The sequence below is a fragment of the Thermococcus onnurineus NA1 genome (assembly GCF_000018365.1).
Lineage (GTDB): Archaea > Methanobacteriota_B > Thermococci > Thermococcales > Thermococcaceae > Thermococcus > Thermococcus onnurineus.
Genome location: NC_011529.1, coordinates 1,045,432 through 1,068,411, shown reverse-complemented (window position 1 = coordinate 1,068,411; position 22,980 = coordinate 1,045,432). Strand labels below are relative to the sequence as shown.

Sequence of the window (22,980 nt, the reverse complement as noted above, 5' to 3'; positions counted from 1 at the left end):
GCAACGGCAGGGCTCATCATCCAGTGCAAAGCGCGTTTCAGCTAGCGAAATTCTCGTCATTCCCCCTTCTTTTCACTTCAATCTTTTGTAGGCCTCCCACATCCTCTGGAGAACTGTTATCCATGCCAGAACGGCGACGATGTAGACGCCGTACTCCACGTATCCGAACAGGGCGGTGATTATAAGTATGAGGAGTCTTTCTGCCCTCTCCGCTATTCCCACCGCCAAAGTTCCGGAGCCGGCAAGCTCGGCCCTGCAGCGCTCGTAGCTGACGAGATAGCTCCCCATGAAGGCGATGAAAGCTATCCTCCAGTCAACAAGGTTTCCGAGGGCTATTCCGAAGAGCACGGCCCCATCGCTTATCCTGTCAAAGGTTGAATCTAGGAATGCTCCAAACTTGCTCGTCTTGCCCGTCATTCTGGCGAGAGTTCCGTCGAGTGCATCAATGAGAGAACCAAAGAGAAGGACGAGGGCGGCTATAAACTGCTCGCCGCGGTAGAAGAAGTAGGCGCCGATTAAACTTATCAAAAGCCCGACGAAGGTTATCTGATTTGGTGTAACCCCAGCTTTTGCGAGTGGCCTTACGATGGCCTCAAGGAAGCCTTTGACGTTGGCCCTGTACCTGTTGAGCACCATGCCTTACTCCCCCAGCTCTACCACTTTCTTGCCCTTCTCCTGAGGTATTATCTTGAGCCTTGCGTTCTGGAACTCCTTCCTCAGGCCAGCACCATTGAGAAGTCTGTCGAGGAAGACTGCTAAAGCAGCCACCTCGCTGTGGGGCTGGTTTCCTACGGCCACGTTGTAGTCGGCCATTTCGTAAACTTCTTTTGGCACCTTCTCGGCGCCGACGATCACCATAATGTCTCTTCCCGATTTCAGTTCTTCCTTAATCTTCGGAACGGCATCATCGATGTGAATACCGTACATGGTCAGATGGACCATTATTCCGCCCATCTCTTTCCACTCGCGCATCACTTTTTTCCAGCTCGGGTTGAATTCTATCTCAAAGGGTCCGCCCCACCTCTCAACGACGTCCTCTACACTATCCTTAACGTGCTCGTCGAGCTCAGCCGCGATTATTATTTTATCTGCCCCGAAGGCTCTAGCTGTTAAGGCCACATGTGTGGTTATCCTTTTATCCCTCTCCGGTCTGTGTCCAAGGCGAAGTACTACTATCATCCGACCTCCCCCGCGAATATTCTCCAGTACTTTGTGAAGTCGTCTCCCCAGGCCATGTTCTTGTAGAACTCGTACATGGTTTTTACGTCTTGCTCTATCTTGCTCGTGCGGTACTCCGCGATGATTCTGTTGAGGTCCTCCTCATTTGGAGCCGAGGCAAAGAGGAAGAGGGCGTAGAGCCTCTCGTTCTCGTCGAGGTTGCTCATCACAAGCATTAGCTTGGAACGGAGCTCTGGTTTGAGTCTCTCTGTGACAATCCTGAGAAGCCTGTCCTCCAGATTGGCCAAGAAGTCCCCGGTAACGTCCACATGCTCATGGCCCTCGAGCGTCTCTGGGGCTTGAGCGACTATACGATAACCGTCACGCGTCACAAGCTGATAGAGCTTGGGGAAGTAGGGACTCGCCAGGTACTCATCGAGAGAACCCACGAAGCCGTGCCTGATATCAACTACGTACCAGCCGTCGGCGGTGTAGAACTCTGTAATCGGTCTCAGCGTGCAGTCCGTGCCGTTGGAGAGAGTTATAACCCTGGCAGGGACATCAACGGAGCGCAGCATGGCAGTCATAAGTATCTGTGCCTCAGCGTAGCTTATCCTATCCTGCTGGAGTATCTTGGACGGCTCGAGGGTTGAGGTTGTGTCTCCGAATGAGTACGTCCTCATCATCCAGTTGTAGATGGCTTTCACTGCATGGGACTCTGACTCAGCGTTTCCGATAATATTGAGGGCCATGTCCCTCAGCTCGCTTCCCTTGAAAGCCGGCGTTGAGTTGTAGCGCTCTGCCCAGTAGCCGTCAACTATGTACTCGTCGGTTATCCAGTGGTATTTGAGTCCATATGCCTCTTTCAGGGTCTCGTTGCTCTCGTTCCAGGGCGTCCACACTACTTTAAGGGGCACACTCTTCACCACGCTGCCCTCTGCCCCACTGATTGCATACTTGAGTATTACCGAGACGTAGCCGTCCCTGTATGCGTAGGGCACGCTGACGGTATAGCTCAGTCTAATCTTCCCATTGCCATCTATTGTGTCGGGAAGGGCATTGGCACTGACGAGCCTCATTCCGTCGAGGAGGTTGAAGCTTATATCGCGGAGCTCAACTGGAACCTCGAGGGTGTTCTCGATTGTGACGGTTATCCTAGCCGTTTCTCCTCCTTTCAGAGTTGTTGGGGCTTCCACGTTGAGTTTGAGCTCGTCAGGAGGACCGGCCTCGTTCGAGACTGTTATTCTGAACTGTCCATAGAAGCCTGTCCAAGAGCGTTTGAGTTCATCGGTCAGCTCTAAGGAGAGTTTGAGGTTGTAAACGCCCGGCTTCATGGGTGCCCTCAGAATCCAGACGAGCTGAACGCTGTCTCCAACCCTCAGGACATCGGGAAACTTCGGCTCTTGGAGTATCTGGAAGTTGTCATCACCCAGGACAAGGGTTGCTCCCGTTAGGCCGACTTTTCCGGTGTTGTTTACGAAGACCATCACATGGAGCGTTCCACCAGGCCTTACCAGGGTCTTGTCAACCGAGAATCTGACCTCGGCCGGTGGCTTGAAGAGGCAGCCTGAAACCAGCACCAGGAGGACCAGGAGAATCACCACGGGGCCTTTCCTCATAACCATCTTCCAAAGTCTCTTAAGCACTGACGTTAATAAAGTTTGGGTGGTGGCAGTGATAACGTTGACGACAGATTTCGGTTTGAAGGGGCCCTACGTCGGCGAGATGAAGGTGGCAATGCTCAGGGTTAACCCAGTGGCAGTGCTCGTTGACGTAACCCACTCAGTAACGAGGCACTCAATTATAGAAGGCTCCTTTGTCATGGAGCAGGTTGTCAAGTATTCGCCTAAAGGCACCGTCCACGTTGGAGTGATTGATCCTGGTGTCGGGACGAGCAGGAGGGCTATCATTATAGAGGGCGAGCAGTTTTTGGTTGTCCCCGATAATGGATTGGCAACACTCCCCATGAAGCACATAAAACCTAGAGCAGTCTACGAAATAGACTTTGAGAAGATAAAGCGCTTTACTGGCTGGAGGATAAGCTCGACCTTCCATGGAAGGGACATCTTCGGGCCAGCTGGAGCCCTGCTGGATGCTGGGCATTCTCCAGAAGAGCTCGGCCGGGAGATTCCCTTGGAAAGCTTAATTAGGCTTGAGGTCGAGCCCAAAAAAGAAGGCGAAATCTGGAAGCTCAAGGTAATCTACATAGACGACTTCGGGAACGTCATACTCAACCTTGAGGACTACGGAAGGCCAAAAGCCGTTGAGCTCATCGACTTTGGGTTAACCATTCCCTACCTCGAAACCTATGGCCTGGTAAAGCCCGGTGAGCTTCTGGCTTTACCCGGAAGTCACGACTACCTCGAGATAGCCGTCAACCAGGGTTCTGGTGCTGAAAGGCTCGGGCTCAAGGTTGGGGATGAGGTGAGGGTGAGGTTGGTTCAATGAGAGGTGATTAAAATGCCGAAGCGCGGTCTGTTCGTCGGCCGTTTCCAGCCGGTTCACAACGGGCACATAAAGGCCCTTGAGTTTGTTTTCTCGCAGGTGGACGAGGTAATAATAGGCATCGGCAGCGCCCAGGCCAGCCACACGCTCAAGAATCCCTTCACGACGAGCGAAAGGATGGAGATGCTCATAAGGGCTCTGGACGAGGCGGGTCTGGAGAAGCGCTACTACCTGATTCCGCTACCAGACATCAACTTCAACGCCATCTGGTCAACCTACGTCCAGAGCATGGTTCCAAGATTTGACGTCGTCTTCACTGGAAACTCTCTTGTCGCTCAGCTCTTCCGTGAGCGGGGATACGAGGTCATAGTACAACCCATGTTCAGGAAGGACATCCTCTCGGCAACCGAAATAAGGAAGCGTATGGTGGAAGGAGAACCCTGGGAGGAGCTCGTGCCGAAGAGCGTCGCCGAGTTCATAAAGGAAATCAAGGGTGTTGAAAGGATAAAGATGCTCGCCACAAATCTTGAAAACTCGGAGAAGGAACTTCAGGCGCCGATAAGGATTCCGGAGTTTTAGAAGCCTTGGATCTCTTTATTTTACTTTGAATAGAGGAGATATGTATGGAGGCAGACTGGAAACTCGCTTTGGAACAGTTCATCGAGGACTGGAAAATTAAGGACTTCGTTGAGGCCGCTCTGCTAACTGGAAGTTATGCAGTGGGGCTACAGACCAGATACTCCGATGTAGACGTTTACATCGTGCTCTCCGATGACGTGGAATGGAGGGAGAGGGGAAACGTCGTTATAGATGGGACTCTAATTGAGTACTTCGCAAATCCCGCGAGACAGATCAGACACTACTTTGAGGATGAGTTTGCCCAGAACAGCCGGGCCACGGCGAGGATTATAGTAATTGGGAAAGTGCTCTTTGACAGGACTGGAATAGCTGAGGTTCTCAAAGCGGAAGCGCTGGAATACATGAAGAGACCCTTTGAACGGCCCGATGAGACCTGGAATGGAAGTAGCTAAGTACTCTCTCTGGGACATGCTTGACAGTCTGAAGGGCGCTGAAGACAGAAACGATCCCAGTTCTGGCTACCTCTACCACCTGGCTCTCAGCAGAGCCCTTGAGGTTTATTCGAAGTTCTTGGGTGTTGAAATTCCTCCAGCGAGCAAAGTTTGCCACCTTTTCGGGGACAAAGGGTTCAGAAAAGCGTACATGTTTGGGGAATTCCCCGATAGGGAGTTCGTAGGGCTGTTCCTGAATGCTCTTGAGAGAAGCAAGGCTGAAAATCTGGAGAGAGTCATAACGCACATCTTCAAGAGAATGGGAGGATTCAATATCAACGGCTGGCGGCTGAGAACTAAGGCTTTAGATTCTTTATAAAATCCACCAGCTCTTTCAGGTCTTTTACCAGAAGATCTGCCCCGGGTATCTCTCTGCCGACGGCTATCCCCATGTCGGCCCTCTCGAACATCTTGGCGTCCGCGTAACCATCTCCCATAGCGAGGATAAAACCATCCCTGAATCTTTTGAGGAACTCCCCTTTATCCCGGAATCTTAGCCTTATTCCCTGGAACTTCCCATCCTCAAAGATTGCCCGATTGGCCATGAACTCATCTCCGAGTTCCTTAAAGGGCTCAAGAACCTCCTCAAAGGAACCGCTGATGAGAACCACCTTAAAGCCCTTCTCCCTGAGCGTTTCAACGAGCTCTCTCGCCTCAGGACTCACGTTTACCTTCTCCCTCGTCCTGAGGAACGTCCCCTCGTCGATACCTCTTATGAGCCCCACCCGTTTGAGGAGGGAATCCAGCCACTCCACCTCCCCGGAGAGGCCCTTTTCAAGAAGCTCCTCTATCTCCCGTTTTCCGGTTATTCTGGCCATCTCCCTCCAGAACTCGAAGTCTGTTAAAGTCCCCTCGATGTCTATTACCGCGACCTTCTTCATTTTCCATCCCCTCACTGGAGGCTGCTTCTTACCTTCGCCTTTCTAAAGGCTTCCCCTCTAACGAAAAGTACCCCGGCTAAGAGGAACAGCCCCAAGCTCGCCGCGTAAGGAAGCGTCGCATGTACGCTCGCCAGTGCGCCGGCAATGAATGGCGTGATGAGGCCAATCAGCCTGTTGTAGCTCGATATCGCCGCGTGGAACTCGCTGGCCCGCTCCTTCGGAATCAGCGAGAACTGCCACGAGCGGTAGAACGGGAACCAGAGCGTGTTCCCGAAATCGCCGAGGGCGTACACCGCCAGCGCCAGCCAGAATGGCGGCGAGAGCGCCATGACGAGGGCATAGACCGCGTTGAGGAACATTCCTAGGCCAATCGCCTGAAAACCCCTCTCCTTCGGGACTCTCTCGCTGGCGTAGGTTCCAATTATCGAGGCCAGACTGCTCGCACAGGCTATCAGCGTTACCTCGAAGACCGTCTTGTGGAGCACGAAGACAACGTAGTTGATGAGCACCAGCTCAGGCGCGAGGGACCACGCCAGAGTCAGCAGCGCTTCAAAGGCCAGCAGGAGCTTAAACTCGCCGATCCTGAAGGTGAAGCCCTCAGGGGTTATCCTCTCCTCTTTGCCAACCGACGGAAGGAAGAGCCAGATGTAGGCGATGGTCGGTATCGAGAGCAGGCCGAAGAAGAGGAACGCCAAGCGGTAGTGCTCTGCTGAGCTCCAGACGTAGCCGAAGAGGTAGCCGAGGATCGGGAAGGTTACCAGCCTGCTGATTTCGGGCAGGCGCAGGTGCCAGGCGAAGATTTCTTCGTACCTGTCCTCCGGGTAGATAATCTGCTCATAGGCACGGTAGAGAGGGTAAAGCACCGTCGAGAGCTTCTCGACTGTTCTTCCCGCAAAGAGCATGACCGGAGCTATAGCACCTTTGGCAAAGCCGTAGAGGATGTAAGCTATTCCATCGAGGGCGTCAATCACCATGAGTCCCTTCTTGATGTCCCATCTGTTGAACGCCCTGCCGAGGAGATAGGTGAGCGGAATCGCGATGATGTTGACGGCTGTGAAGAACGCCCCGACCTCGAGGACAGAGTAGCCGGAGTACATCATATAGAGGGGCAGAAGAATCCAGACTATGAGCTGGGGCGCTATGATGGTGTGGTAGAGCATGTAGGCTTTGGCATCTCGCGGAATCTCGCTCCAGTGCATAGGAACACCATATGGGTTTTTAGAACGGACCTATAAGCCTAACGCTCTTCCTTTCCCTTTAGGCACTTCACGTAAATCAGAGCCGGCTCGCCCCACTCATGATAAGGGTCTATTAAAGCAACCCTGACAAAACCTCTCTTTTCGTAGAACTTCCTCGTTTCATCGTAGGGCTTGTAAAATAGATCGCCTGAGGTTTTCACTACGAGAACTTCGAAGCCCTTCTCAAGGGCCCATCCCTCAATGAAGGCCAGCAGTTCCGAGCCTATTCCTTTCTCTCGCTTCTCACGCTTCACGGCCATCCAGAGGATTTCGAGGGCCTTCTCATTGAGGGGTTTGACAGTTATGAAGCCGAGAACTTGGTCTTTCTCAACCGTAACGAAAGTTGTTTCCCTCTGCAAATCCCTTTCCATTGCCTTTAGGCCGGCCTCGTTAAACCACTCCGGAAGACCCTTGGCTATCTGGAGGCAGTCAGTTCTCTCATCCGCTCTACTGAGGAGACGAATGTCCATGATGCAGACCCCCTCTGCCGTGAACGATACTTGAAAAAAGTGCCCCCGACATCACCTAAGCCTCTTCCTAAACACTAGGACGTTTGGCTCCTCCGTCTCGTCCCAGAGTAGGAGACCAAGCCTTTTAAGGCCGGGCAGGAGCGGTTTGACCCCGCTCGGGAGCATTACGTCAAAGCTCTCTCTTTCTCTCTCCTTTGCAACCCACGCCATCGCCGGAAGCATCGCCTTGAGCGTGGCTAAACCGACGTCGAGGGGCGTGAAAGTAGTTCCCTTCTTCGAGACGAGGAAGCGGAAGCCGTTGAAGTCGTAAAGCTCTGCGTTAAGCTTAATCCACTCTAGGGCCTCTTCGCTCCTTCTCACGAAGCGCCAGCCGACGGGAATCAGGCCAAGGGTCAGGTCCTCAAGGGCTGGCTCTACCAGCTTCGGCTCCTCCGGCTCGAAGCTCTCGGTTTTTGCCCCGAAGACGAAGAACCTGGCCTTGACGTGGAAACCAGTCCTTTCGGCCATTGCTATGCTCTCGCGGTTTAGGAAGTATGTTGCGAACTCGAGGGCCTCTATTTTCCCCTCCCTTGCGAGCCTCTCCCCGAGCTCGAGCATGAAGCTGTGGAGCTTTTTCCCGTAGCCCCTTCCCCTGTAGTCCGGATGGACCCTCAGCCCCTCGAGCCAGCTGACCTTCCCGGGCAGAAGCGTTATCTTAGCGGTTCCGATGACCCTTCCATCGACCTCAAGCACGTAAAAACCGCCATCGCTAAGCCATTCGTCGAAAACCCTCGCCAGGTAGTCTTCGCCGTTCCAGGTGAGCCTTGCTATCTCCTCGATGAAGGGTCTGTCCTCAGGTCTGGCTTCCCTTATGGGAGGTTCCATACCACCACCCGTTGCCTGATTGGAAAAACACTTTTAAGCACCTTTCGTTATTACGTTTGATGGTGTTAATGAATCGCCTCCTCGCGCTCGCCGTCGCGTTGCTCATCATTTCCGCCTCCCTCGGCTACGCATACCATCAGCAGGAAAGGGAGTTTGAGGCCACTCTGAATGGCATACTCGATGTTTCAAACATCGCGGTCTTCTGCCTGGAAGACATGAACACCATCGGGATAATGCTCGATGGCAACGTGAGCAATGATGTCCTTAGGGAAAGGCTGAGCCGGTACGCTTACTGCTCCTTGATGCTGGAAAAGGCAGCGTTCTCCTTCTATCTGCTGAATGAAGATGAGAGGTACTGGAGGCTCCATGTGGCGGCCAGTAATCTGGAGGTCTACCTCCACACGGCCATGAACAGTCCAAATCCCGATGAAGTGCTCTCGGACGACGTGAAACTCCTCGATGAAATCTCAAGAGAACTGGGTGCGATACTCGAAAACGGAGGGGTGGGTGAACTGTCCCCCGCCCGCGCGGAGAGGCTGTTCAACCTGACGCAGAGGCTATCAAGCTGAGGCGAGGTTTTGGAGGTATCCTCATGGAGCGCTGGGACTTCGACGGTTGGGCCAGGAGCTACGATGAAGATGTAGAAAGGGAGGACTGGATACACAAGGATTACTGGAAGGTCCTCAAACTCGTTGCTGAACGAGCTAGGGGGCTTGTTGTGGACATCGGCTGTGGCACCGGGAACGTTCTGCGCTTTCTCGACCCTGAGAAGTACATTGGCGTCGAGCCTTCCGTCGGAATGCGTGAGAAGTTCAGGGTGAAGCACGGCTTCGAGCCCCTCGACGGGCACTTCTTAAGGATTCCACTCACGGACGAAAGTGTGGACACCGTGATAACGACCCACGCCTTCCACCATGTTCCCGATGGGGAAAAGACGGACGCGATAAAGGAGATGCTCCGCGTTCTTAAGCCCGGCGGGAAGATCCTTATCGCCGACGTGATGTTCGAATCGGGGGAGGAAAAGAGGCGTATAAGTGCGGAGGACGGCCTAAAGGAGGAGATAGAGGACGAGTACTTCGCAACCTTAGAGCACCTGCGGGAAATCTGCGGAAAGCTTGGTCTCCGATACCGGTTCGGGAGGGTAAATAGATACGTCTGGATTGCAGAAATTGAACTGCTCACCCCTGACCGGAAAGGCTAAAGGATTGAGCACCCTAGCCTTAAACATGCCTGACGATGACCTCACCAGGGAAGTCCAGGAGCTCAGAAAAGCCCTTGAAGAACTCAGGGAGAGCTTCGCGGTGGTTTCTCAGATGGCACAGGCCTATCTGAGGCTCATCAACCTCTACGCCCAGTACGGTGGGCTCGGGGTAGAGGTGGCCGTGCCCGAGGTTACCGACCCTATAGCGCGCGAAATCGTCCGGATTCTCTTCGACCTGAAGAGGGCGAACGTCAGCCAGATAGCCCGGGAGCTGAAGGGGAGGCGCGGAAAGGCCTCGCGGAACACGGTTAGGGCAAAGCTGAGAGAACTGGTTGAGCTTGGCATCGTCGTCGAGGTTCCCGGCGAGAGGGGAAAGACCTACGCCCTCTCAAAGCGGGTGGTCAAAAGGTGGCTCGAACTAATCGGAATGCCGATTAGGCTTGACCAGCTTAATGATTACTGAGGTGGTTGATATGGTTGATGAAAAGGTAGGAACCCCAAAGAAGCTGGAGGAACTCCTAAACGAGCTCGTGGAGGACATGAAGAACGCGAAGACGCCGGAGGAGGTCGAGGTTCTCGGGGAGAAGGCCAAGATACTCCGGGGTCTCATCGAGGCCTACGAGGGAGACAAAGACCTCGACAAGATACCTCTGCTTATGGAGAAGGTCGGCGACATGGTGGAGGACATACTCGAACCGCTTAAGGAGCTCCTCAACGAGCTCTACAGCCCTGAGAGGGTTCAGGCGATGGGCAGGAGCGTGGCGGAGTTCTACAAGAACCTAACCGAGGCCGGAATGGATAAAGATGCCGCCCTTGAGCTGACGAAGGAGTACATGGACGCGATAAACCCCGGCAAGAAGTTGATGGAGATGCTCGGCGAAATGGTGGGCGGGGGGCGGCACCTCGGCCCCATCAACATCGTCCAGGACGAATACGGGGATAAACGAAAGGGGGAGGGTGAGTGAGGTTCCTCTGCTCCGCCCTTCATCTTCTGTTTCTTCGCGTCCCGGTGATTCTGTTCAGGGCGGCAGGCATAGCTAGGGTGACCGGCAGGGCGAAGCGGCGGTTCCGGAGGGCGCTCGCTGATTACGATCTTCCCGACGATGTTGTCGAGGTGCTCGTGGAGCACTTTGACCCCTCCACGCCGCTCAGGGAGACGCTTTTCAGGTTTTCCAGGAGATAGCCACTTCCCCTTTTCACTTCCACATTGCCCTGGCGGAAGTTTTAACACCTAACTTGTCCCCGTAGAGCAGTATCAGGACGTCCATGTCCCTGTAGGTGGAAATCTCAATGTAAACCGCTTTCCCGTTTTTCTCGAAGAGGTCGTTGGCCACAAGGTGTCTCCTTTCATCGTGGGACGGAAGCTTGACGTAGTCCCCCTCGGCCCACCCCGTTTCAAGGAACGCTTTCTTTAGCTGGAGATAGACTTCCCGGCCGAGGTCATGGGGATAGAACAGCACCACGGCCCTTGCGCCTCCAGAGGAAACGTTTCCCTCCAGCTTGTATATGTATCCGTTGAACCTCAGTCCCTGCTCCGCCGTCCAGTTCCAGGGCTTCACGTCGTTCCTCAGTTTGCTGAAGGAGAGCAGTTCACCTGGACTGGCTCCACCCGTGCTAACCACGTGCCAGAAGAAGTCGCTGGTCGAGTACTTGGGCTTCTTGACGATGATCGCGAGGTAGTGGTTGTAGCGGTACTGGACGAAGGCCGTTAGGGTGTCTGAGTCCCGGGCGAAGGTTCTCGCGTAGGGTTCCCTTCCGTCGTCGGTTCTCTCCCAGCCCTCAGCCAGGAGCTTTTCGGTCAGCTCGTCGAGCGCGGTGAGGTAGGCCGTGGCGTTTGGATAAACGAGGAGCATGAACTCGACGTCGCCGGTTCTGCCTGTGTACCCGGCCGCTGCGGGAACTTCGGGGATATCCACGAAGTCGGTCGTGATGTTGAAGTCCTTTCTGAGGTCATCGAGGACCATCGATATTACCGTTTCCGGCCTCACGCCTCTCTCACTGACCGGCCGGAAGGTTCCCCTCGGCAGTCCGTTTCCTTCAACAGACAGGCCCTTCGTTGGGTCGCCCCACCCCCGCAGTTCCCGGACGGTTTCCTTAATCTCGCTCTCGTCTCCGAAGAGAAGGGTCAGCCTTTCCATTCCTGCCACATCGGCCAGTTCAATGTAGACTCCAGAGCCGTTGGCCTCGAAGTAGTCGCTCGTCATGAGATGTCCAGCCGGATTCCGGGTGTATGTGTTGACGTACTCCCTCTCAACCCAGCCGTTGTCCAGGAAAGCCTTCTTGAGCTGGAGGTAAACATCCCTCCCTTCACGGGGACGGTAAACAAGGAAAACTGCACTCACGTTGGTTCCCTCAACGGTTCCCTCCAGGGCTTCCAAGTAGCCGGAGAACCCCAAACCCCTCCCCTCGCTCCAGTTGCCCTCGATCACTTTGAGGGGCAGGAAGAGACCAAGAACTTTGCCGGGACTGGGTCCAACCGTGATGACGCTCCACACGAATTCTGAGAGGCGTGCCGTTCTCTCCTCCGCGCTCCCTCCAGCGATCCTCGCCACGAACAGGACGTAGAAGTAGCGCTCGTAGGTGTAGAATACAGTGTAGCTCTCGTTTCCCCTCTCCCAGAAGGCTCCCCCTCCGCCTCCCTGCTGGAAGCCGTTCTCCCTTAGGGTTTCCACCACGTATTCCATGGCTTCCCTGGCCGCGGTTGAGTTGGGGTAAACAAAGAGGCCGAACTCGGTGTCGTTTGCTGTTCCGGTAAAGCTTGAGAGGCTCCCTGGGGGCAGGGGTATGTTCGCGGGACTTTCTGTGACGTTGTATCTCTTCGAAATCCTGGAGATCACGTCGAGAACTGCGTACTTTGGAGAATACGAGAACCATTCAAACGGCTTCGGCCCGAACGTTCCCGTGGGGGACGTGGCTTTTGCTCCTTCCAGAGGTGACGTGTTCTCGGAGATACGTTCGTCCACGCCTTCGTGGACCGTCTCAATCACCGGGCTTTCTGTTTTTCCTCTCCGGGACTGTTGATGCACCCATTGGACATTGTGATTAGAACTATAAGGATAAGTGAAACAATAAGTTTGATGCGTCTCATGGGAACCCCGGATATTTTTGGATTTTGGATCATAAATACTTTTCCTCCGCAAGTTGTTCCTACGGCGCTAACCTAAATATCTAGCTCAAGCCCGGTGGTTTCCTTCACAATCTCCCGAAACACCTCGAAGTCAACGCGTTCCTCTCTAACGAGCCTCTTCAGGATTTCATAGAAGAAATTGCCGGCCTTCCTGTGGAGTTCGTGGAGAATCAAAGCTCCTTTCGTGTAGGGAAGCTCCCAAAGGTCGAGCCTCCCCCACTCCGAAGGCTTAAGCCTTTCCGCCTCGGGGAACTTCCTAACTATGGCCTCGTAATTCCTCCGCAGGTTCTCCATGAAGCGCCTGAAGGCGTCTTCCCCGTGAATTTCCCTAATCGCGAGGGCCGTCAGGTAGTTCGCAAAGGCCTCGTCGAAGAACCTGCTTAGATGGGCCTCCTGAGTTGCTCTCGGGTTCCAGAGGTGGGCCAGCTCGTGGTAGATGTTGGCAGGAACCTCCGCCCGCAAAGAGCTTCCTGAGACGAGCATGTAGCCTTTGCCAGCTTGCCCACCGTAGTTCTCGGGCGTCTCGATGACGGTGTACGTGAACCCCCTCCGCCCGAGGAGCGAGGAATAGAAGTCGTAAGCTCCCCTGAGGAGTCCAACGGTTCTTTCAACGCCCTCCCCGCTGAGGACAAAGAGCCTGAAGGGCTCTTCCTCGATGACCTCAAAGGGAGCTACCGCTATGTCAAGCCTGTTGGTTCCTTCAATCCTGAGCCTCTCTCCGTGAATTTCCCCGCCGAAGGCAACCGTTAGGTCGTTCGGGACGCCCTCAATAGTTATCTCCGCGTCAAACTCAGAACTCACAACGGATTTAACGAGGCTTTCAAAGCTTGGCTCAGCCGGAATCGGGTAGAAGAGAGAATCCGTCCTCAGCAGTGTGTAGTCCTGGCTTATGGAGTCCTTTAGATAGGGGAGCACATCTTTATAGCTTCCAAGTTTGCCCGAATAGGAAAGCTTAATATTCTCGACAGGCCTATCCAGCCTCACGACGTTGGCCCTGAAGGCTTCAATGCCTTTGAACCCCTTAATTTCCTGGGAGAACTTGACCGGAGCTTTTTCCACCTTCAGCCCCCTGTTGAGAAGGAGTGTCCCGGCTTCTATTCCCAGGTTCTCGTTAACCTCCGCATAGAGGGTCCCAGCATCGAAGTCGAGGGTTAGCTTAAGGCTTAATTTCCTTATCACGCGACTCCTCCCGGAATCTCTCGTAGATCAGCTCGTCAATGTATCGCCCGTCGCTCCGGCGTGCAGGCGGAGTTGAAGAGGTACTTAACAGTGCTCCTGTCGTTGAACCACTCCCAGCTTTTCTTCAGATCCTCACGGAGGAGTACTGCGAGCGAAATCTTCTCGCCCTTGAGGATTACGGGCCTCATGCTGAATCAATTCCCCTAAATCGTTTCAACAACCATCACCGTCTTTCCTTCTTCCTCCTTGACCCCAAGTGTAACGCCCTCGCCCAAAACCTCGACCCAGCCGTTTTCCCAGAGCTCTTTCTTCCAGAGGGGCTTTCCATCAAAGTCGAGCTTCAAAACGGTGGCCTTTCCCCCAAGCTCTCCTTCGACGAGGATGCCGTCCTCTTCCTGCAGGATAGCGGTTGCAGTGCCCTCTCCAAGCGTTATCTCCCACGAGATTCCCTCTCCAACCAAAGCGATCCAGAAGTCCTTGCCATTGTAGCCAGCAATTAGAGTTCTGCCGTCCAGCTCTGTCATGCTGAGGGCGATTCCCTCTGTGAGCTCTCTTTTGCCGGTTAGGTCGCCCTTGCCGTTAAAGTCAAATGCCGTAACCCTCCATCCCTCTTCATTTACGCTCCCGATAAGGGTAAGGCTGTCTTTTCTCCCGAGGAAACCGCCGAACACAGCGTTTTTCCACGGGCCGAGCGTCCTCGTCCAGATAGGATTCCCTTCTCTATCAACCTTCATCAGGAATAAGCCCCGCCCATTCTCGTCTGAAACTTCACCGCCGAGCAGAAAGCCGTCCGAGAGGAAGAGGATTGAATAAACGCACTCGTTTCCAAGGATGCGGTACTTCCACTCCCAGAGAACTTCGAGGTCTTCATTAATCTTTGCGAGGTATGCTTTCCAGTTCCTGCCGCCCTCAGGAGTTGCGATTCCTTCAACCGCCCCTCCAATGAGGTAGCCATCGTTGAGCTTTGCTACGCAGTGCCCTTCCCAGTCGTTCTTGCCTGAGAGGAATTTCACTGCCGTTATTTCATCATCGCAGAGCTTTGCCAGCATTATTTTGTAGTTCTTTCCGTCATGGACGCTCCCTATAGCGAGGTCTTCGGCGATCGCCACCGGGACGGTTTCGATGCCAAAGGAGTGGGTTCTCATGACTTCATCCCTCTCAATATCGTACTCATCTCATGTTTTTTATAGAGTAATGCGTCCGTGTAACCCAAGTTCTGGGATATCCCGCCCACCAAACCTACAACGCAAAAGAGTTTTAAATATTTACTTCTGCCCGTTAGGACTGCTCCGGGGCGTTACCCCTCTGGCTAAGTAAGGAGAGGAAAGAAAGAAATCTTCAGCCACTTGACATTCCCGTCTCCATCGGGGAGCTCACTACGGCCTCGTACTCGTCCTGTGGTAATATCTGCGGTTCATAGGTTATCCCGTACTGCCTTGAAAGCACGTTGGTAAAGGCCCTGAGGTGGTTTCTCGAACCCATCATGAGGTTCTCGAAGACGTACTTGATGTCTTCGTTGTCGGTCTTGGCCAGCCACTCCTGGAGATCCTTGATGTCGACTTCTTCTATGAGTGCGCCGACCTTGAGGGCGGCCTCCTCGCTTTGGAGCCCCTGTTCAATCAGCTGGTCGTAGAGGGCCTGAATTTCAGGGTTTGTGAACTCCCCAATGTCCTTGCCCTCAGCGGGGTCGGTGAGGTTGTACTTTTCTATGAGAGCCAGCACCATGTCCATGTGCATCTGCTCGCTCCGGGCTATGTTGTTGAATATTGGTATGCCCCACTTGTCATAGAGCGTGAGGTAAACGTCACGCGCAAGCTTCTCCTCCTCCCGCATGTAGAGGATAGCCTGTATTTCATCCAGAGTCAACTCCTCTGTTGGAAGTGAATAGATGTAATCCACATTGTATGCCATGTCAACAAAGCTGCCAGCTGTCACATTGCTGGGCGGTCCGCGCGGGGCCGCCTCTGAGCCATACGTCTGCGTTGCGGCTGAGCTAACGGTTTCAGTAGTGGTGGTCGTCGCGGTGTCAGTGGTTATACATCCTGCACTGAAAACTCCAAGTAGCAAGACCCCCATGAGGAGGAGCCCAAATGCTTTCTTTCCCAACATTTTCATCACCTTTTCCCATATGTAATTCTAATATTACATATGCTATGGAACTTTATAAGCCTTTCGGCTCACAGAACTGGGCAACAGGTTTATATCCTTCTGTGAAGAAATCCCTACATGGACAACAGCAACAACCGTTTGAAAGCTGCAATGCTCCTCATCATCGGAGCCAACATACTCAAGAAGTCGCCGGTTTATATACTCCTGTACTTTCTCGCCTTTGCTCTGCTCTCCAGAAGAGAGTGGAAGAGCCTGCCCGCGCTGCTGGGATGGGCGATGCTCGTGGGTTTTCTGGCGGAATTCGTAGGCACGCGCATGTGCCTGCCTTTTAGCTGTTACGAGTACGTCAACCTTCAGCCCCAGATTCTGGAGATAGCGGTCTTTGTGCCTCTTGCGTGGGCAATCTTTGGAGCCATCTCATACCTCACGGCCAGCTTTCTGTTCGCGAGGAAGTACCACAGGCTTCTCTTCGCTTCGCTCCTGATGGTTGTCCTTGACCTCTCGATAGACCCCATCATGACCTCATGGAGTGGGTGGGTCTGGAAAACCTCAACAACAATAAACTGGTTTGGGATTCCCTGGACAAACTACGCCGGCTGGTTCATAGTGTCCCTGGTGATATTCTATCTCTATGAGAGATTTTCGGATGCTTCCATATGCCACAGCCTCAGGAAGTTTGGGCCACCCATCTATCTGCTGGAGATGCTGACTTTTGCAGTCTATGCTCCGGAGAGTGTTAAGGTGCCGACGATGGTGGCGTTCCTAATTTCCCTTGTTCTGGTAATTCCACTTAGCCTCAAGAGGCTGGGAGAATGAGAGTCGCTTTAGTCCCAATGCGCGTGAAGATCGGAGACTTTGAGGCCAACTGGAAGGAGTTTCAACGGCGCTTTGATGAGGCGATGAAGCACGGGACGACTTCATAGTCTTTCCAGAGTACTGCCTGACCGGCTTTGAGGAGTGGGATTTCAGCGGGGCGGGACTTTACGACGATATAGTATTCAGGGTTAGAAGGCTTGCAAAGGAAAACTCCGTCTACGTTATCTTTGGCCTCCTTGGGCCTTACAAGAGCTGCGTCTACAACTCTGCCCTGCTAATTGGCCGCGATGGGAGGGTTCTCCTCAAACACCGCAAGTTCCAGGAGCCGATGAAGTTCTGCACGGGCAACACCGTCAAAACAGCTCAAACGGAGTCCGGCAAAGTCGCCGTTGAGGCCATGTCCCGGAGGGTCAGGCTCCTTGGTATTAAAACCTTCATCGTGAACAGCTTCTCCCCGGGTGGTGCGTGGGTTTTTGAGCGGGACGGGAAGCTTACCGCCTCAGTTCCCGGAAGTGAGTTGCTGGTTTACGATGAAAATGGAGGAAAGGAGAAGTAAAGGACAGGGCGTTCAGGGCCTACCGCCCATTCCCCCGCCCATCTCCATCGGGCTGTTGATTATTTGTTCGTACTCGTCTTTGCTGAGAATCTGGGGCTCGTATGTGATGCCTCTGTTCTTCAGCTGGCTCACGAAGGCCCTGAGGTGATTCCTTGACCCCATCATGAGGTTCTCGTAGACGGTTATGATGTCTATCTTGTTTGTCATTGCGATTCTCTCTTGAAGATCCCTTATGTCGGTCTCCTCTACGAGAGCGCCGACCTTAAGGGCATCGATTTCGCTCTTCATGCCCATCTCGATAAGCTGGTCGTAGAGTGCCTGAAGCTCGGGATTCTGGAACTCTCCTATGCCGGCATTGGCGGTCGGGTCGGTGAGATTGTACTTCTTAAGAAGCATCCTTACAGACTCGACGTGGGTTGTCTCGCTCCTGGCGATATTGCTGAATATCTGGAGTCCCCACTTCTCATACAGTTTGGTGTAAACGTCATGGGCCAGCTTTTCCTCTTCGACCATGAAGAGCAGCCCCTCTTTCTCCGCATCGGTTAGAGGTTCGGAGGGAAGGGAATCTATGTACGACTGAAGATCCTGCATATTGACGTTTCCATTCGAGTCTGTGACGAGTGGAACAGTGTTGGTGAGCGTTGATGTTTCAACGGGTGTTGTAGAAGGCTCCGTGTTACTTATGCATCCGGCCGCGAGAGCACTCAGGAACATTGCTCCAATCAGGAAAAATGCGTAGACTTTTTTCATACTACCACCTCATCAAAGGGCTGTCTGCCCGGAATCCAAAATGGTATTTATCTATGGTTCATAAATACGTTTTGGTTCTCTCACAGATGTAAAATAAAACTCTGCTCCGAAAGATTTATCTCACATCTTGCGAGTTGCTCTTGGGGTATCATGAATCCAAGGTTCGCGTCCGGCAGAGTTGCCTTCTCAAGGATGCCAACGGAAAGAGAGCTGGACGAGGTAGCGAAGAAATTTGATGCCATCGTGGTCCTCGTCGAAGAGTTTGAGCTCCCCTATTCGCTGGAGGAATGGAAAAAGCGCGGAGTTGAGGTTCTTCACAGCCCGATTCCTGACTTCATGGCGCCGAGCATCGAACAGCTCTTTGAAATCCTCCGCCGGATTGAGGAAAACACTGCGGAAGGCAAGCACGTTCTTATCCATTGTATGGGTGGCTCCGGCAGAAGCGGGACGGTGGCAGTTGCGTGGCTGATGTACTCTCAAGGCCTATCCCTTCGTGAAGCCCTTTCAAGGGTGCGCTCACTTAAACCAAGCGCCGTTGAGACACCCGACCAGCTGAACGTTTTAAAGATGCTGGAAAAATTTTTGAAAAAATGACGGTTTTTATTGTGAAATTTGTAGCTATCGCTTCAAGAACGCCGTGACAAGGGAGCTCTACGTGAAGCCCGACCTCCGCGCCCTCTGGGAGCTCATTAGGGGAATGTGGCATTTACATCGGCGACACCCACAACGACGAGCTCTTGGTGGAGAACTACTGGAGGGAATACGGCAATTTCGACTTCTTGATGGTCGGCAGGGACGTGACTGACGTCAACGAGGCGGTAAGGAGTATTTTATCACTCTAAAGCCCTGTAGAACCTTTCGTAGGCTTTCTTTATCTCCTCCTCACTAAGCCTCTTTCTAAGCTTGCTCGGGTTCGGCTTCCCTTCTCGTAGAAACTGCAGGAACTCCTCTATCTCCCCCCTTGAGCGTTTAAGAACCTCCTCGACGAAGTCCGGCGAGTCGTTGAGAACGGCTTTCCCGTAGGTCTCTAAGAAAGCGTGGGAAGTGCCCCCAAACCTTCCCAGCCCTCTCTCTATTGAGAGCGCCAGATAGGAGAGTCCCAGAAAGTAGGGAACGCCTATGACGAAGCCCATGATCCTGTCGTGGGTTCTGGCCTCAAGGAACTCCACTTTTCCGCCAAGGGATTTTATTAACTCCCCAACGACCTTAGAATCCTCCTCCCTCCCCGGGACTGGAACCACTATGAACCTTCTGCCTCGTAGGGAAGCCGTCCCAGGCCCAAACATTGGGTGGACACTGGCGACCTTAACCTCCCTCGGAAAGTGCCTGTAAAGGCCAACAATGTCTGCTTTGAACGTCGCTATGTCGAAGATTACCTTTGTCCCTCCGAGTTCCTTTGAAAGTGTAGAGAGCTCCTTGAGCTGGTGTGGAAGTATGGAGAGGGATGAGGCTAGAACTATAATTTCTGCCCACGAGTAAAGCTCCCTCAGCGAGCTGAAGTCCATTCTCTCGTGCTGCGAGTACACCCTCACCTCGTGCTCCCCGCTGAGGCACTCCCTGAAGAGCCTTCCCATCTTCCCGTAGCCGACGATTCCGATGCGCATTCTACCTCCTCCCTTATTATCTTGAGTCCCTCTTCAAACCCTTTCCAAGTAAGGGATATCCTTATGAAGTTCCTATAGTCGCCAAAAGCAACTCCCGGAAAGACAGCTACTCCCCGGTTAAGAAGCCGCTCCGCAAAGGAGAGACCGTCCCCTGGGACGCGCAGGAAGACGTAAAAAGCCCCTTCTGGGGGATAAAACTCCAGACCATTGAGTATCCTGACCGCCCTTTTCACTCTCATCCTGTACTCGTTCCTAACCCTCTTCTTGATCCTGTCCCTGAGCTCGAGGGCCTTTATCCCAGCCCTCTGGACAAAGGGAGGCACGCAAGTGGCGGTCACCTCGATGAACTCTCTCAACTTCTTGGCGTCCTCCCGTTGGGCTATGGCGTAGCCGAGGCGGAAGCCCGTCATGGAATAGAGCTTTGAGAAGCCCTTCACAGTTATGGTGTTCTCGTAGAGCTCCCTAACTGGGGTGTGCTCCTTGAAGCTCAACTCAGCGTAGACTTCATCCGAAAGAACCTTGATGCCCCTTTCCTCAGCAGCTTCAAGAATTCCTTTAAGCTCTTCTCTAGAGGGAACCCTCCCCGTCGGGTTGTTCGGATAGTTCAGTATGAGCAGGTCGGCGTTTATCTCTTCAACCTGGGGGAGCCATCCGTCCTCAAGCCTGGTCTTTATCACCTCGACATCCTTTTTGAACTCATTGGCTATGAGCGTGTAAGCGTTCCAGTGAGGGGAAACGACTGCGATCCTCCTCGCCCTCGCTACCACTGCTGAGATGAATATCTTCGCACCCGGACCCACCATGACCTCCTCCGGAGAAACCCCCTCGAGGTTCGCTATGGCCTCCCTGAGCTCTCCTATCCCGGCCGTTGAGGTGTAACCGGTCTCTCCGGCTCGAAGCGCTCTCACAGTTTCAGCTATTATCTCTCCATCAACAGGGATGTCTGGTTGGCCGGCGTCTAGCCTTATTTTAGGGTCGAGTTCGTTTATCCTGTTGAAGAACTCATAGATGTTGAACATCCCTGCTCACCGCTATTATTGCTTCAAAAATTCTCCTGAACTTTTTGGCCCTTTCTAAAACCTCCCTCTCCCGCTCATTGTCTATAATGGGCAGGCCCGCCGCGGCCTTTAGCGTCCCTATCTCCCTAGCAACTTCGAGCCTCTTCTCGAGCAGTTTGATTATCTCCTCATCTATCCTGTCGATCTCGCCTCTGAGCTCCTTTATTTTAAGAACCCTATCTTGCATTTTCAAACCCCACCCAGGCCATTCTCCTGAGCAGATGATCCGCCAAGACTATGGCCATCGCCCCCTCAACGACGGGAAGGGCCTTGGGGACGATACACGAATCAAAGCGTCCTCTTAGCCTTATCCACTCCTCTCTCATCTCCCCAATGTTCACCGTTCTCTGGGGAAGGTATATCGACGGGGTGGGCTTTATGACAACCCTGGCCACTATTGGCATGCCCGTCGTCATTCCACCGAGAAAGCCCCCGTGGTTGTTCGTCTCAGTAACGACCTTACCGTTCCTTATGATGAAGGGGTCGTTGGCTTCACTTCCCCTGAGCTCCCCAAACCTGAAGCCCAAACCGAACTCCACCCCCTTGACCGCAGGTATCCTGAAGAAAGCCGAGGCCAGATCTGCTTCAATGTCCTCTTCATATGGACCGCCCAACCCTGCGGGAACGTTCCTTGCCACAGCTTCCACGATCCCTCCAACGCTGTCCCCGCTCTTCCTAGCGTCTTCCATAACCTCTCGCATCTCCCCGAAGGCCTCTTCGTCGGGGCAGTACGGGTTCTCCGATGAGAACACCTCCTCGACGCTCAACTCCCTAGCCTCAACGGGACCTATCCTCTTTATGTAAGCCCTGACCTCGATCCCAAACCTCTCCAGTATCTTTTTGGCGAAGTATCCAGCCACCACGATCCCGACCGTGAGCCTGCCCGACAGGTGCCCTCCCCCCCTGTAGTCGTTGTAGCCGAAGTATTTTATTCTGGCCGGATAGTCCCCGTGTCCCGGTCTTGGAGTGTCCTTTATCTCCTCGTAGTAGGATGACTCAACGTCCCGGTTCTCCACGACGACGGCTATTGGCGTCCCCGTGGTGTGTCCCCTGAAGACTCCCGAGAGTATAACGGGTCTGTCCTCCTCCTTCCTCTTCGTTGCGAACCTCCTTATCCCCTTCCTCCTTTCGAGCTCTGCCGTGAGCTCCCCTTCCCGAACCTCGATCCCGGGGGGCACTCCCCTGATGACAACCCCAATGGCTTTCCCATGGCTCTCACCGAAGAGGTTGTAGTTGAGCAACCTCATCCCACCAGCCTCCTAAGGTCGTTAAAGAAGCCGGGGTAGGATTTGGAAACGCTCCCCGTTTCAGGGATAACGCTTTCTCCCCTCGCCCCCAGCGCCGCCACGACCATGGCCATGGCTATCCTGTGGTCGTTGAAGGTCTCAAACTGCCCTCCCTTAGGCCTCCCCCCCTCTATCTCCAGCCCGTCCGGAAGCTCCCTCACCCGTATCCCCATCCTTGAGAGGTTGACGGCCATCGCCCTTACCCTGTCGCTCTCCTTGAACCTGAGCTGCCTCGCCCTCAGGACGCTCCTTCCCTCGGCGTAGGAAGCAACAACGGCCAGCACCGGAAAGAGGTCGGGGAAGTCCGAGCAGTCCATCTCCACCCCTCTAAGCTCTCCCTTCTCAGCCTCCACGTAGTTCCTCCCAACCCTCACCTCGGCCCCGAACTCCCTTAGGGCGTCTATTATGGCCCTGTCCGCCTGAACGTCTTTCGGATCTAAGTTCCGAATCTTCACCCTCCCGTAGAGGGCCCCTGCAGCTAAGAAGAAGGATGCCGATGAATAATCGCCCGGAACCGTGAAGGAAGTCCCCGTTATTCCGGGCTCGATGTAGAAGTCAAAGCCTTCACGCCTGAAGTCAGCTCCAAAAGCCTTCAGAGTTCTCGCCGTGACCTCTATGTAAGGCCTTGAAACGGATCTTTTAATCAGCACCTCCATCCCGACCTTGGCTCCGATTATCAGAAGCGCCGTGGCGAACTGGGAGGAGGTTGATGCATCAACCTCAACATCTCTCCTCCTTAAGTTCCTCCCAATTACCCTAAGAGGAAGCCTTTCGCCCTCAATCTCCGCTCCCGCCTTTCGAAGGGCCCTTACTAGCTCCCCAAACGGCCTCTCCCTAAGCCTCCTACCGCCGTTAACGGTGCTCTCTCCTCCCCCTATGGAGGCCACGGCCAAGGCTATCCTGGCCGTAGTTCCGGACTCGTGGGCATCTATGAATGCCCCCTTCGGCCACTCTGGGGGGATGATGCTCTCACCCTCGACGGATGCCCCGAATGCCCTGATGGCGTTCAGAGTGGCGAGTGTGTCGTCGGAAACCAGGGGTCTCTTAACCTTACTCCTCCCCTCGGCGAGGAGGGCTAGGAAGTACGCCCTGTGGGTGTAGCTCTTCGAGGGCGGTGCCTCCACCTCGCCGGTCACTTCACCAACTGGCCTTATTATCACTCCCACTC

Annotated in this window: 29 protein-coding genes and 1 pseudogene; 12 read left to right on the top strand and 18 right to left on the bottom strand. The window is 53.9% G+C overall.

The window, feature by feature from the left end; translation table 11 throughout:
• Positions 1–72: 72 nt before the first annotated feature.
• The 3 genes from pgsA to TON_RS05910 are packed head-to-tail and all read right to left on the bottom strand — an operon-like array spanning position 73 to position 2,783.
• Positions 73–636 (bottom strand): archaetidylinositol phosphate synthase, encoded by a 564-nt coding sequence (pgsA, locus tag TON_RS05920; RefSeq protein ID WP_012572128.1) that lies wholly within the window; start codon positions 634–636, stop codon positions 73–75.
• A 3-nt stretch (positions 637–639) separates the two neighbouring features.
• Complete coding sequence (locus tag TON_RS05915; RefSeq protein WP_012572127.1) at positions 640–1,179, bottom strand: tRNA (cytidine(56)-2'-O)-methyltransferase; 540 nt, start codon at positions 1,177–1,179, stop codon at positions 640–642.
• Positions 1,176–2,783 carry a transglutaminase-like domain-containing protein gene (locus tag TON_RS05910; RefSeq protein WP_012572126.1) on the bottom strand — a complete coding sequence of 536 codons (1,608 nt, stop codon included), beginning with the start codon at positions 2,781–2,783 and terminating at the stop codon, positions 1,176–1,178. The genes TON_RS05915 and TON_RS05910 overlap by 4 nt, the downstream gene beginning before the upstream one ends.
• A gap of 49 nt (positions 2,784–2,832) precedes the next feature.
• On the opposite strand from TON_RS05910, the gene TON_RS05905 reads away from it, so the two are divergent.
• The 4 genes from TON_RS05905 to TON_RS10615 are packed head-to-tail and all read left to right on the top strand — an operon-like array spanning position 2,833 to position 4,992.
• On the top strand, positions 2,833–3,606 hold the full coding sequence (locus TON_RS05905) for an SAM hydrolase/SAM-dependent halogenase family protein (RefSeq protein ID WP_012572125.1): 774 nt from the start codon (positions 2,833–2,835) through the stop codon (positions 3,604–3,606).
• A gap of 12 nt (positions 3,607–3,618) precedes the next feature.
• Complete coding sequence (locus tag TON_RS05900) at positions 3,619–4,182, top strand: nicotinamide-nucleotide adenylyltransferase (protein ID WP_012572124.1); 564 nt, start codon at positions 3,619–3,621, stop codon at positions 4,180–4,182.
• Positions 4,183–4,226: 44 nt separating this feature from the next.
• Positions 4,227–4,634: a nucleotidyltransferase domain-containing protein gene (locus TON_RS10620; protein WP_012572123.1), complete on the top strand. Its 408-nt coding sequence runs from the start codon at positions 4,227–4,229 to the stop codon at positions 4,632–4,634.
• Positions 4,621–4,992, top strand: coding sequence for a hypothetical protein (locus tag TON_RS10615; protein ID WP_012572122.1), 372 nt, complete (start codon positions 4,621–4,623; stop codon positions 4,990–4,992). The genes TON_RS10620 and TON_RS10615 overlap by 14 nt, the downstream gene beginning before the upstream one ends.
• On the opposite strand, the gene TON_RS05890 is transcribed toward TON_RS10615, so the two are convergent.
• The 4 genes from TON_RS05890 to TON_RS05875 are packed head-to-tail and all read right to left on the bottom strand — an operon-like array spanning position 4,970 to position 8,126.
• Entirely contained in the window at positions 4,970–5,554 is a 585-nt protein-coding gene (locus tag TON_RS05890) for an HAD family hydrolase (protein ID WP_012572121.1), read from the bottom strand. The genes TON_RS10615 and TON_RS05890 overlap by 23 nt on opposite strands.
• Before the next feature lie 11 nt (positions 5,555–5,565).
• Positions 5,566–6,753, bottom strand: coding sequence for an MFS transporter (locus TON_RS05885; protein WP_012572120.1), 1,188 nt, complete (start codon positions 6,751–6,753; stop codon positions 5,566–5,568).
• 38 nt (positions 6,754–6,791) lie between these two features.
• Positions 6,792–7,262: a GNAT family N-acetyltransferase gene (locus TON_RS05880; RefSeq protein WP_012572119.1), complete on the bottom strand. Its 471-nt coding sequence runs from the start codon at positions 7,260–7,262 to the stop codon at positions 6,792–6,794.
• 51 nt (positions 7,263–7,313) lie between these two features.
• Complete coding sequence (locus tag TON_RS05875; RefSeq protein WP_012572118.1) at positions 7,314–8,126, bottom strand: GNAT family N-acetyltransferase; 813 nt, start codon at positions 8,124–8,126, stop codon at positions 7,314–7,316.
• Positions 8,127–8,185: 59 nt separating this feature from the next.
• On the opposite strand from TON_RS05875, the gene TON_RS05870 reads away from it, so the two are divergent.
• From TON_RS05870 to TON_RS05850, 5 genes are read left to right on the top strand one after another with little or no spacing between them, the layout of a single operon-like run.
• Positions 8,186–8,695 (top strand): hypothetical protein, encoded by a 510-nt coding sequence (locus TON_RS05870; protein WP_238516378.1) that lies wholly within the window; start codon positions 8,186–8,188, stop codon positions 8,693–8,695.
• A 23-nt stretch (positions 8,696–8,718) separates the two neighbouring features.
• Positions 8,719–9,327 (top strand): class I SAM-dependent methyltransferase, encoded by a 609-nt coding sequence (locus TON_RS05865; RefSeq protein WP_012572116.1) that lies wholly within the window; start codon positions 8,719–8,721, stop codon positions 9,325–9,327.
• A 25-nt stretch (positions 9,328–9,352) separates the two neighbouring features.
• Complete coding sequence (locus TON_RS05860) at positions 9,353–9,790, top strand: helix-turn-helix domain-containing protein (protein WP_012572115.1); 438 nt, start codon at positions 9,353–9,355, stop codon at positions 9,788–9,790.
• A gap of 10 nt (positions 9,791–9,800) precedes the next feature.
• Positions 9,801–10,292 (top strand): hypothetical protein, encoded by a 492-nt coding sequence (locus TON_RS05855; protein ID WP_012572114.1) that lies wholly within the window; start codon positions 9,801–9,803, stop codon positions 10,290–10,292.
• A complete protein-coding gene (locus TON_RS05850; RefSeq protein WP_012572113.1) occupies positions 10,289–10,510 on the top strand; it encodes a hypothetical protein in 222 nt (73 codons plus the stop codon). The genes TON_RS05855 and TON_RS05850 overlap by 4 nt, the downstream gene beginning before the upstream one ends.
• A 13-nt stretch (positions 10,511–10,523) precedes the next feature.
• Here TON_RS05850 and TON_RS05845 read toward each other — a convergent pair whose 3' ends face one another.
• The 5 genes from TON_RS05845 to TON_RS05830 all read right to left on the bottom strand — a co-directional run bounded on the left by TON_RS05845 (position 10,524) and on the right by TON_RS05830 (position 15,742).
• Entirely contained in the window at positions 10,524–12,314 is a 1,791-nt protein-coding gene (locus TON_RS05845) for a hypothetical protein (protein ID WP_012572112.1), read from the bottom strand.
• A gap of 173 nt (positions 12,315–12,487) precedes the next feature.
• Positions 12,488–13,633, bottom strand: coding sequence for a gluzincin family metallopeptidase (locus tag TON_RS05840; RefSeq protein ID WP_012572111.1), 1,146 nt, complete (start codon positions 13,631–13,633; stop codon positions 12,488–12,490).
• 35 nt (positions 13,634–13,668) lie between these two features.
• Positions 13,669–13,821 (bottom strand): hypothetical protein, encoded by a 153-nt coding sequence (locus tag TON_RS10365; protein WP_012572110.1) that lies wholly within the window; start codon positions 13,819–13,821, stop codon positions 13,669–13,671.
• Between the two features lie 15 nt (positions 13,822–13,836).
• On the bottom strand, positions 13,837–14,778 hold the full coding sequence (locus TON_RS05835; protein WP_012572109.1) for a hypothetical protein: 942 nt from the start codon (positions 14,776–14,778) through the stop codon (positions 13,837–13,839).
• A gap of 193 nt (positions 14,779–14,971) precedes the next feature.
• Positions 14,972–15,742, bottom strand: coding sequence for a DUF2202 domain-containing protein (locus tag TON_RS05830; protein WP_012572108.1), 771 nt, complete (start codon positions 15,740–15,742; stop codon positions 14,972–14,974).
• A gap of 117 nt (positions 15,743–15,859) precedes the next feature.
• On the opposite strand from TON_RS05830, the gene TON_RS05825 reads away from it, so the two are divergent.
• Together TON_RS05825 and TON_RS05820 are read left to right on the top strand one after the other, a co-directional pair.
• Positions 15,860–16,558, top strand: a complete 699-nt coding sequence (locus tag TON_RS05825) for a carotenoid biosynthesis protein (RefSeq protein WP_012572107.1) — start codon at positions 15,860–15,862, stop codon at positions 16,556–16,558.
• A pseudogene (locus TON_RS05820) lies at positions 16,555–17,114 on the top strand (carbon-nitrogen hydrolase family protein). Before TON_RS05825 ends, TON_RS05820 begins: the two are co-directional and overlap by 4 nt.
• 12 nt (positions 17,115–17,126) lie before the next feature.
• Here TON_RS05820 and TON_RS05815 read toward each other — a convergent pair.
• Positions 17,127–17,864 carry a DUF2202 domain-containing protein gene (locus TON_RS05815; RefSeq protein ID WP_012572104.1) on the bottom strand — a complete coding sequence of 246 codons (738 nt, stop codon included), beginning with the start codon at positions 17,862–17,864 and terminating at the stop codon, positions 17,127–17,129.
• Between the two features lie 150 nt (positions 17,865–18,014).
• Here TON_RS05815 and TON_RS05810 point away from each other — a divergent pair, with 150 nt between their 5' ends.
• On the top strand, positions 18,015–18,458 hold the full coding sequence (locus tag TON_RS05810) for a protein-tyrosine phosphatase family protein (protein ID WP_012572103.1): 444 nt from the start codon (positions 18,015–18,017) through the stop codon (positions 18,456–18,458).
• Between the two features lie 239 nt (positions 18,459–18,697).
• Here TON_RS05810 and TON_RS05805 read toward each other — a convergent pair whose 3' ends face one another.
• Genes TON_RS05805 through aroA form a run of 5 tightly spaced genes read right to left on the bottom strand, consistent with a single transcriptional unit; the run spans position 18,698 to position 22,972 of the window.
• Positions 18,698–19,468, bottom strand: a complete 771-nt coding sequence (locus TON_RS05805) for a prephenate dehydrogenase/arogenate dehydrogenase family protein (RefSeq protein WP_012572102.1) — start codon at positions 19,466–19,468, stop codon at positions 18,698–18,700.
• Positions 19,393–20,487, bottom strand: coding sequence for a pyridoxal phosphate-dependent aminotransferase (locus TON_RS05800; protein WP_012572101.1), 1,095 nt, complete (start codon positions 20,485–20,487; stop codon positions 19,393–19,395). The genes TON_RS05805 and TON_RS05800 overlap by 76 nt, the downstream gene beginning before the upstream one ends.
• The gene (locus TON_RS05795; RefSeq protein ID WP_012572100.1) at positions 20,471–20,713 is read right to left on the bottom strand and encodes a chorismate mutase; all 243 of its coding nucleotides are present in this window, start codon (positions 20,711–20,713) and stop codon (positions 20,471–20,473) included. Before TON_RS05795 ends, TON_RS05800 begins: the two co-directional genes overlap by 17 nt.
• Positions 20,703–21,773, bottom strand: a complete 1,071-nt coding sequence (gene aroC, locus TON_RS05790; protein ID WP_012572099.1) for a chorismate synthase — start codon at positions 21,771–21,773, stop codon at positions 20,703–20,705. The genes TON_RS05795 and aroC overlap by 11 nt, the downstream gene beginning before the upstream one ends.
• Positions 21,770–22,972, bottom strand: coding sequence for a 3-phosphoshikimate 1-carboxyvinyltransferase (gene aroA / locus TON_RS05785; RefSeq protein WP_048055167.1), 1,203 nt, complete (start codon positions 22,970–22,972; stop codon positions 21,770–21,772). Before aroA ends, aroC begins: the two co-directional genes overlap by 4 nt.
• Between the last annotated feature and the right edge of the window lie 8 nt (positions 22,973–22,980).

Coding starts and splice junctions, on each gene's coding strand:
- pgsA (WP_012572128.1), bottom strand. CDS start 636: ATGGTGCTCAACAGGTACAGGGCCAACGTCAAAGGCTTCCTTGAGGCC.
- TON_RS05915 (WP_012572127.1), bottom strand. CDS start 1,179: ATGATAGTAGTACTTCGCCTTGGACACAGACCGGAGAGGGATAAAAGG.
- TON_RS05910 (WP_012572126.1), bottom strand. CDS start 2,783: ATGGTTATGAGGAAAGGCCCCGTGGTGATTCTCCTGGTCCTCCTGGTG.
- TON_RS05900 (WP_012572124.1), top strand. CDS start 3,619: ATGCCGAAGCGCGGTCTGTTCGTCGGCCGTTTCCAGCCGGTTCACAAC.
- TON_RS10620 (WP_012572123.1), top strand. CDS start 4,227: ATGGAGGCAGACTGGAAACTCGCTTTGGAACAGTTCATCGAGGACTGG.
- TON_RS10615 (WP_012572122.1), top strand. CDS start 4,621: ATGGAAGTAGCTAAGTACTCTCTCTGGGACATGCTTGACAGTCTGAAG.
- TON_RS05890 (WP_012572121.1), bottom strand. CDS start 5,554: ATGAAGAAGGTCGCGGTAATAGACATCGAGGGGACTTTAACAGACTTC.
- TON_RS05885 (WP_012572120.1), bottom strand. CDS start 6,753: ATGCACTGGAGCGAGATTCCGCGAGATGCCAAAGCCTACATGCTCTAC.
- TON_RS05880 (WP_012572119.1), bottom strand. CDS start 7,262: ATGGACATTCGTCTCCTCAGTAGAGCGGATGAGAGAACTGACTGCCTC.
- TON_RS05875 (WP_012572118.1), bottom strand. CDS start 8,126: ATGGAACCTCCCATAAGGGAAGCCAGACCTGAGGACAGACCCTTCATC.
- TON_RS05870 (WP_238516378.1), top strand. CDS start 8,186: ATGGTGTTAATGAATCGCCTCCTCGCGCTCGCCGTCGCGTTGCTCATC.
- TON_RS05865 (WP_012572116.1), top strand. CDS start 8,719: ATGGAGCGCTGGGACTTCGACGGTTGGGCCAGGAGCTACGATGAAGAT.
- TON_RS05860 (WP_012572115.1), top strand. CDS start 9,353: ATGCCTGACGATGACCTCACCAGGGAAGTCCAGGAGCTCAGAAAAGCC.
- TON_RS05855 (WP_012572114.1), top strand. CDS start 9,801: ATGGTTGATGAAAAGGTAGGAACCCCAAAGAAGCTGGAGGAACTCCTA.
- TON_RS10365 (WP_012572110.1), bottom strand. CDS start 13,821: ATGAGGCCCGTAATCCTCAAGGGCGAGAAGATTTCGCTCGCAGTACTC.
- TON_RS05835 (WP_012572109.1), bottom strand. CDS start 14,778: ATGAGAACCCACTCCTTTGGCATCGAAACCGTCCCGGTGGCGATCGCC.
- TON_RS05830 (WP_012572108.1), bottom strand. CDS start 15,742: ATGTTGGGAAAGAAAGCATTTGGGCTCCTCCTCATGGGGGTCTTGCTA.
- TON_RS05825 (WP_012572107.1), top strand. CDS start 15,860: ATGGACAACAGCAACAACCGTTTGAAAGCTGCAATGCTCCTCATCATC.
- TON_RS05815 (WP_012572104.1), bottom strand. CDS start 17,864: ATGAAAAAAGTCTACGCATTTTTCCTGATTGGAGCAATGTTCCTGAGT.
- TON_RS05810 (WP_012572103.1), top strand. CDS start 18,015: ATGAATCCAAGGTTCGCGTCCGGCAGAGTTGCCTTCTCAAGGATGCCA.
- TON_RS05805 (WP_012572102.1), bottom strand. CDS start 19,468: ATGCGCATCGGAATCGTCGGCTACGGGAAGATGGGAAGGCTCTTCAGG.
- TON_RS05800 (WP_012572101.1), bottom strand. CDS start 20,487: ATGTTCAACATCTATGAGTTCTTCAACAGGATAAACGAACTCGACCCT.
- TON_RS05795 (WP_012572100.1), bottom strand. CDS start 20,713: ATGCAAGATAGGGTTCTTAAAATAAAGGAGCTCAGAGGCGAGATCGAC.
- aroC (WP_012572099.1), bottom strand. CDS start 21,773: ATGAGGTTGCTCAACTACAACCTCTTCGGTGAGAGCCATGGGAAAGCC.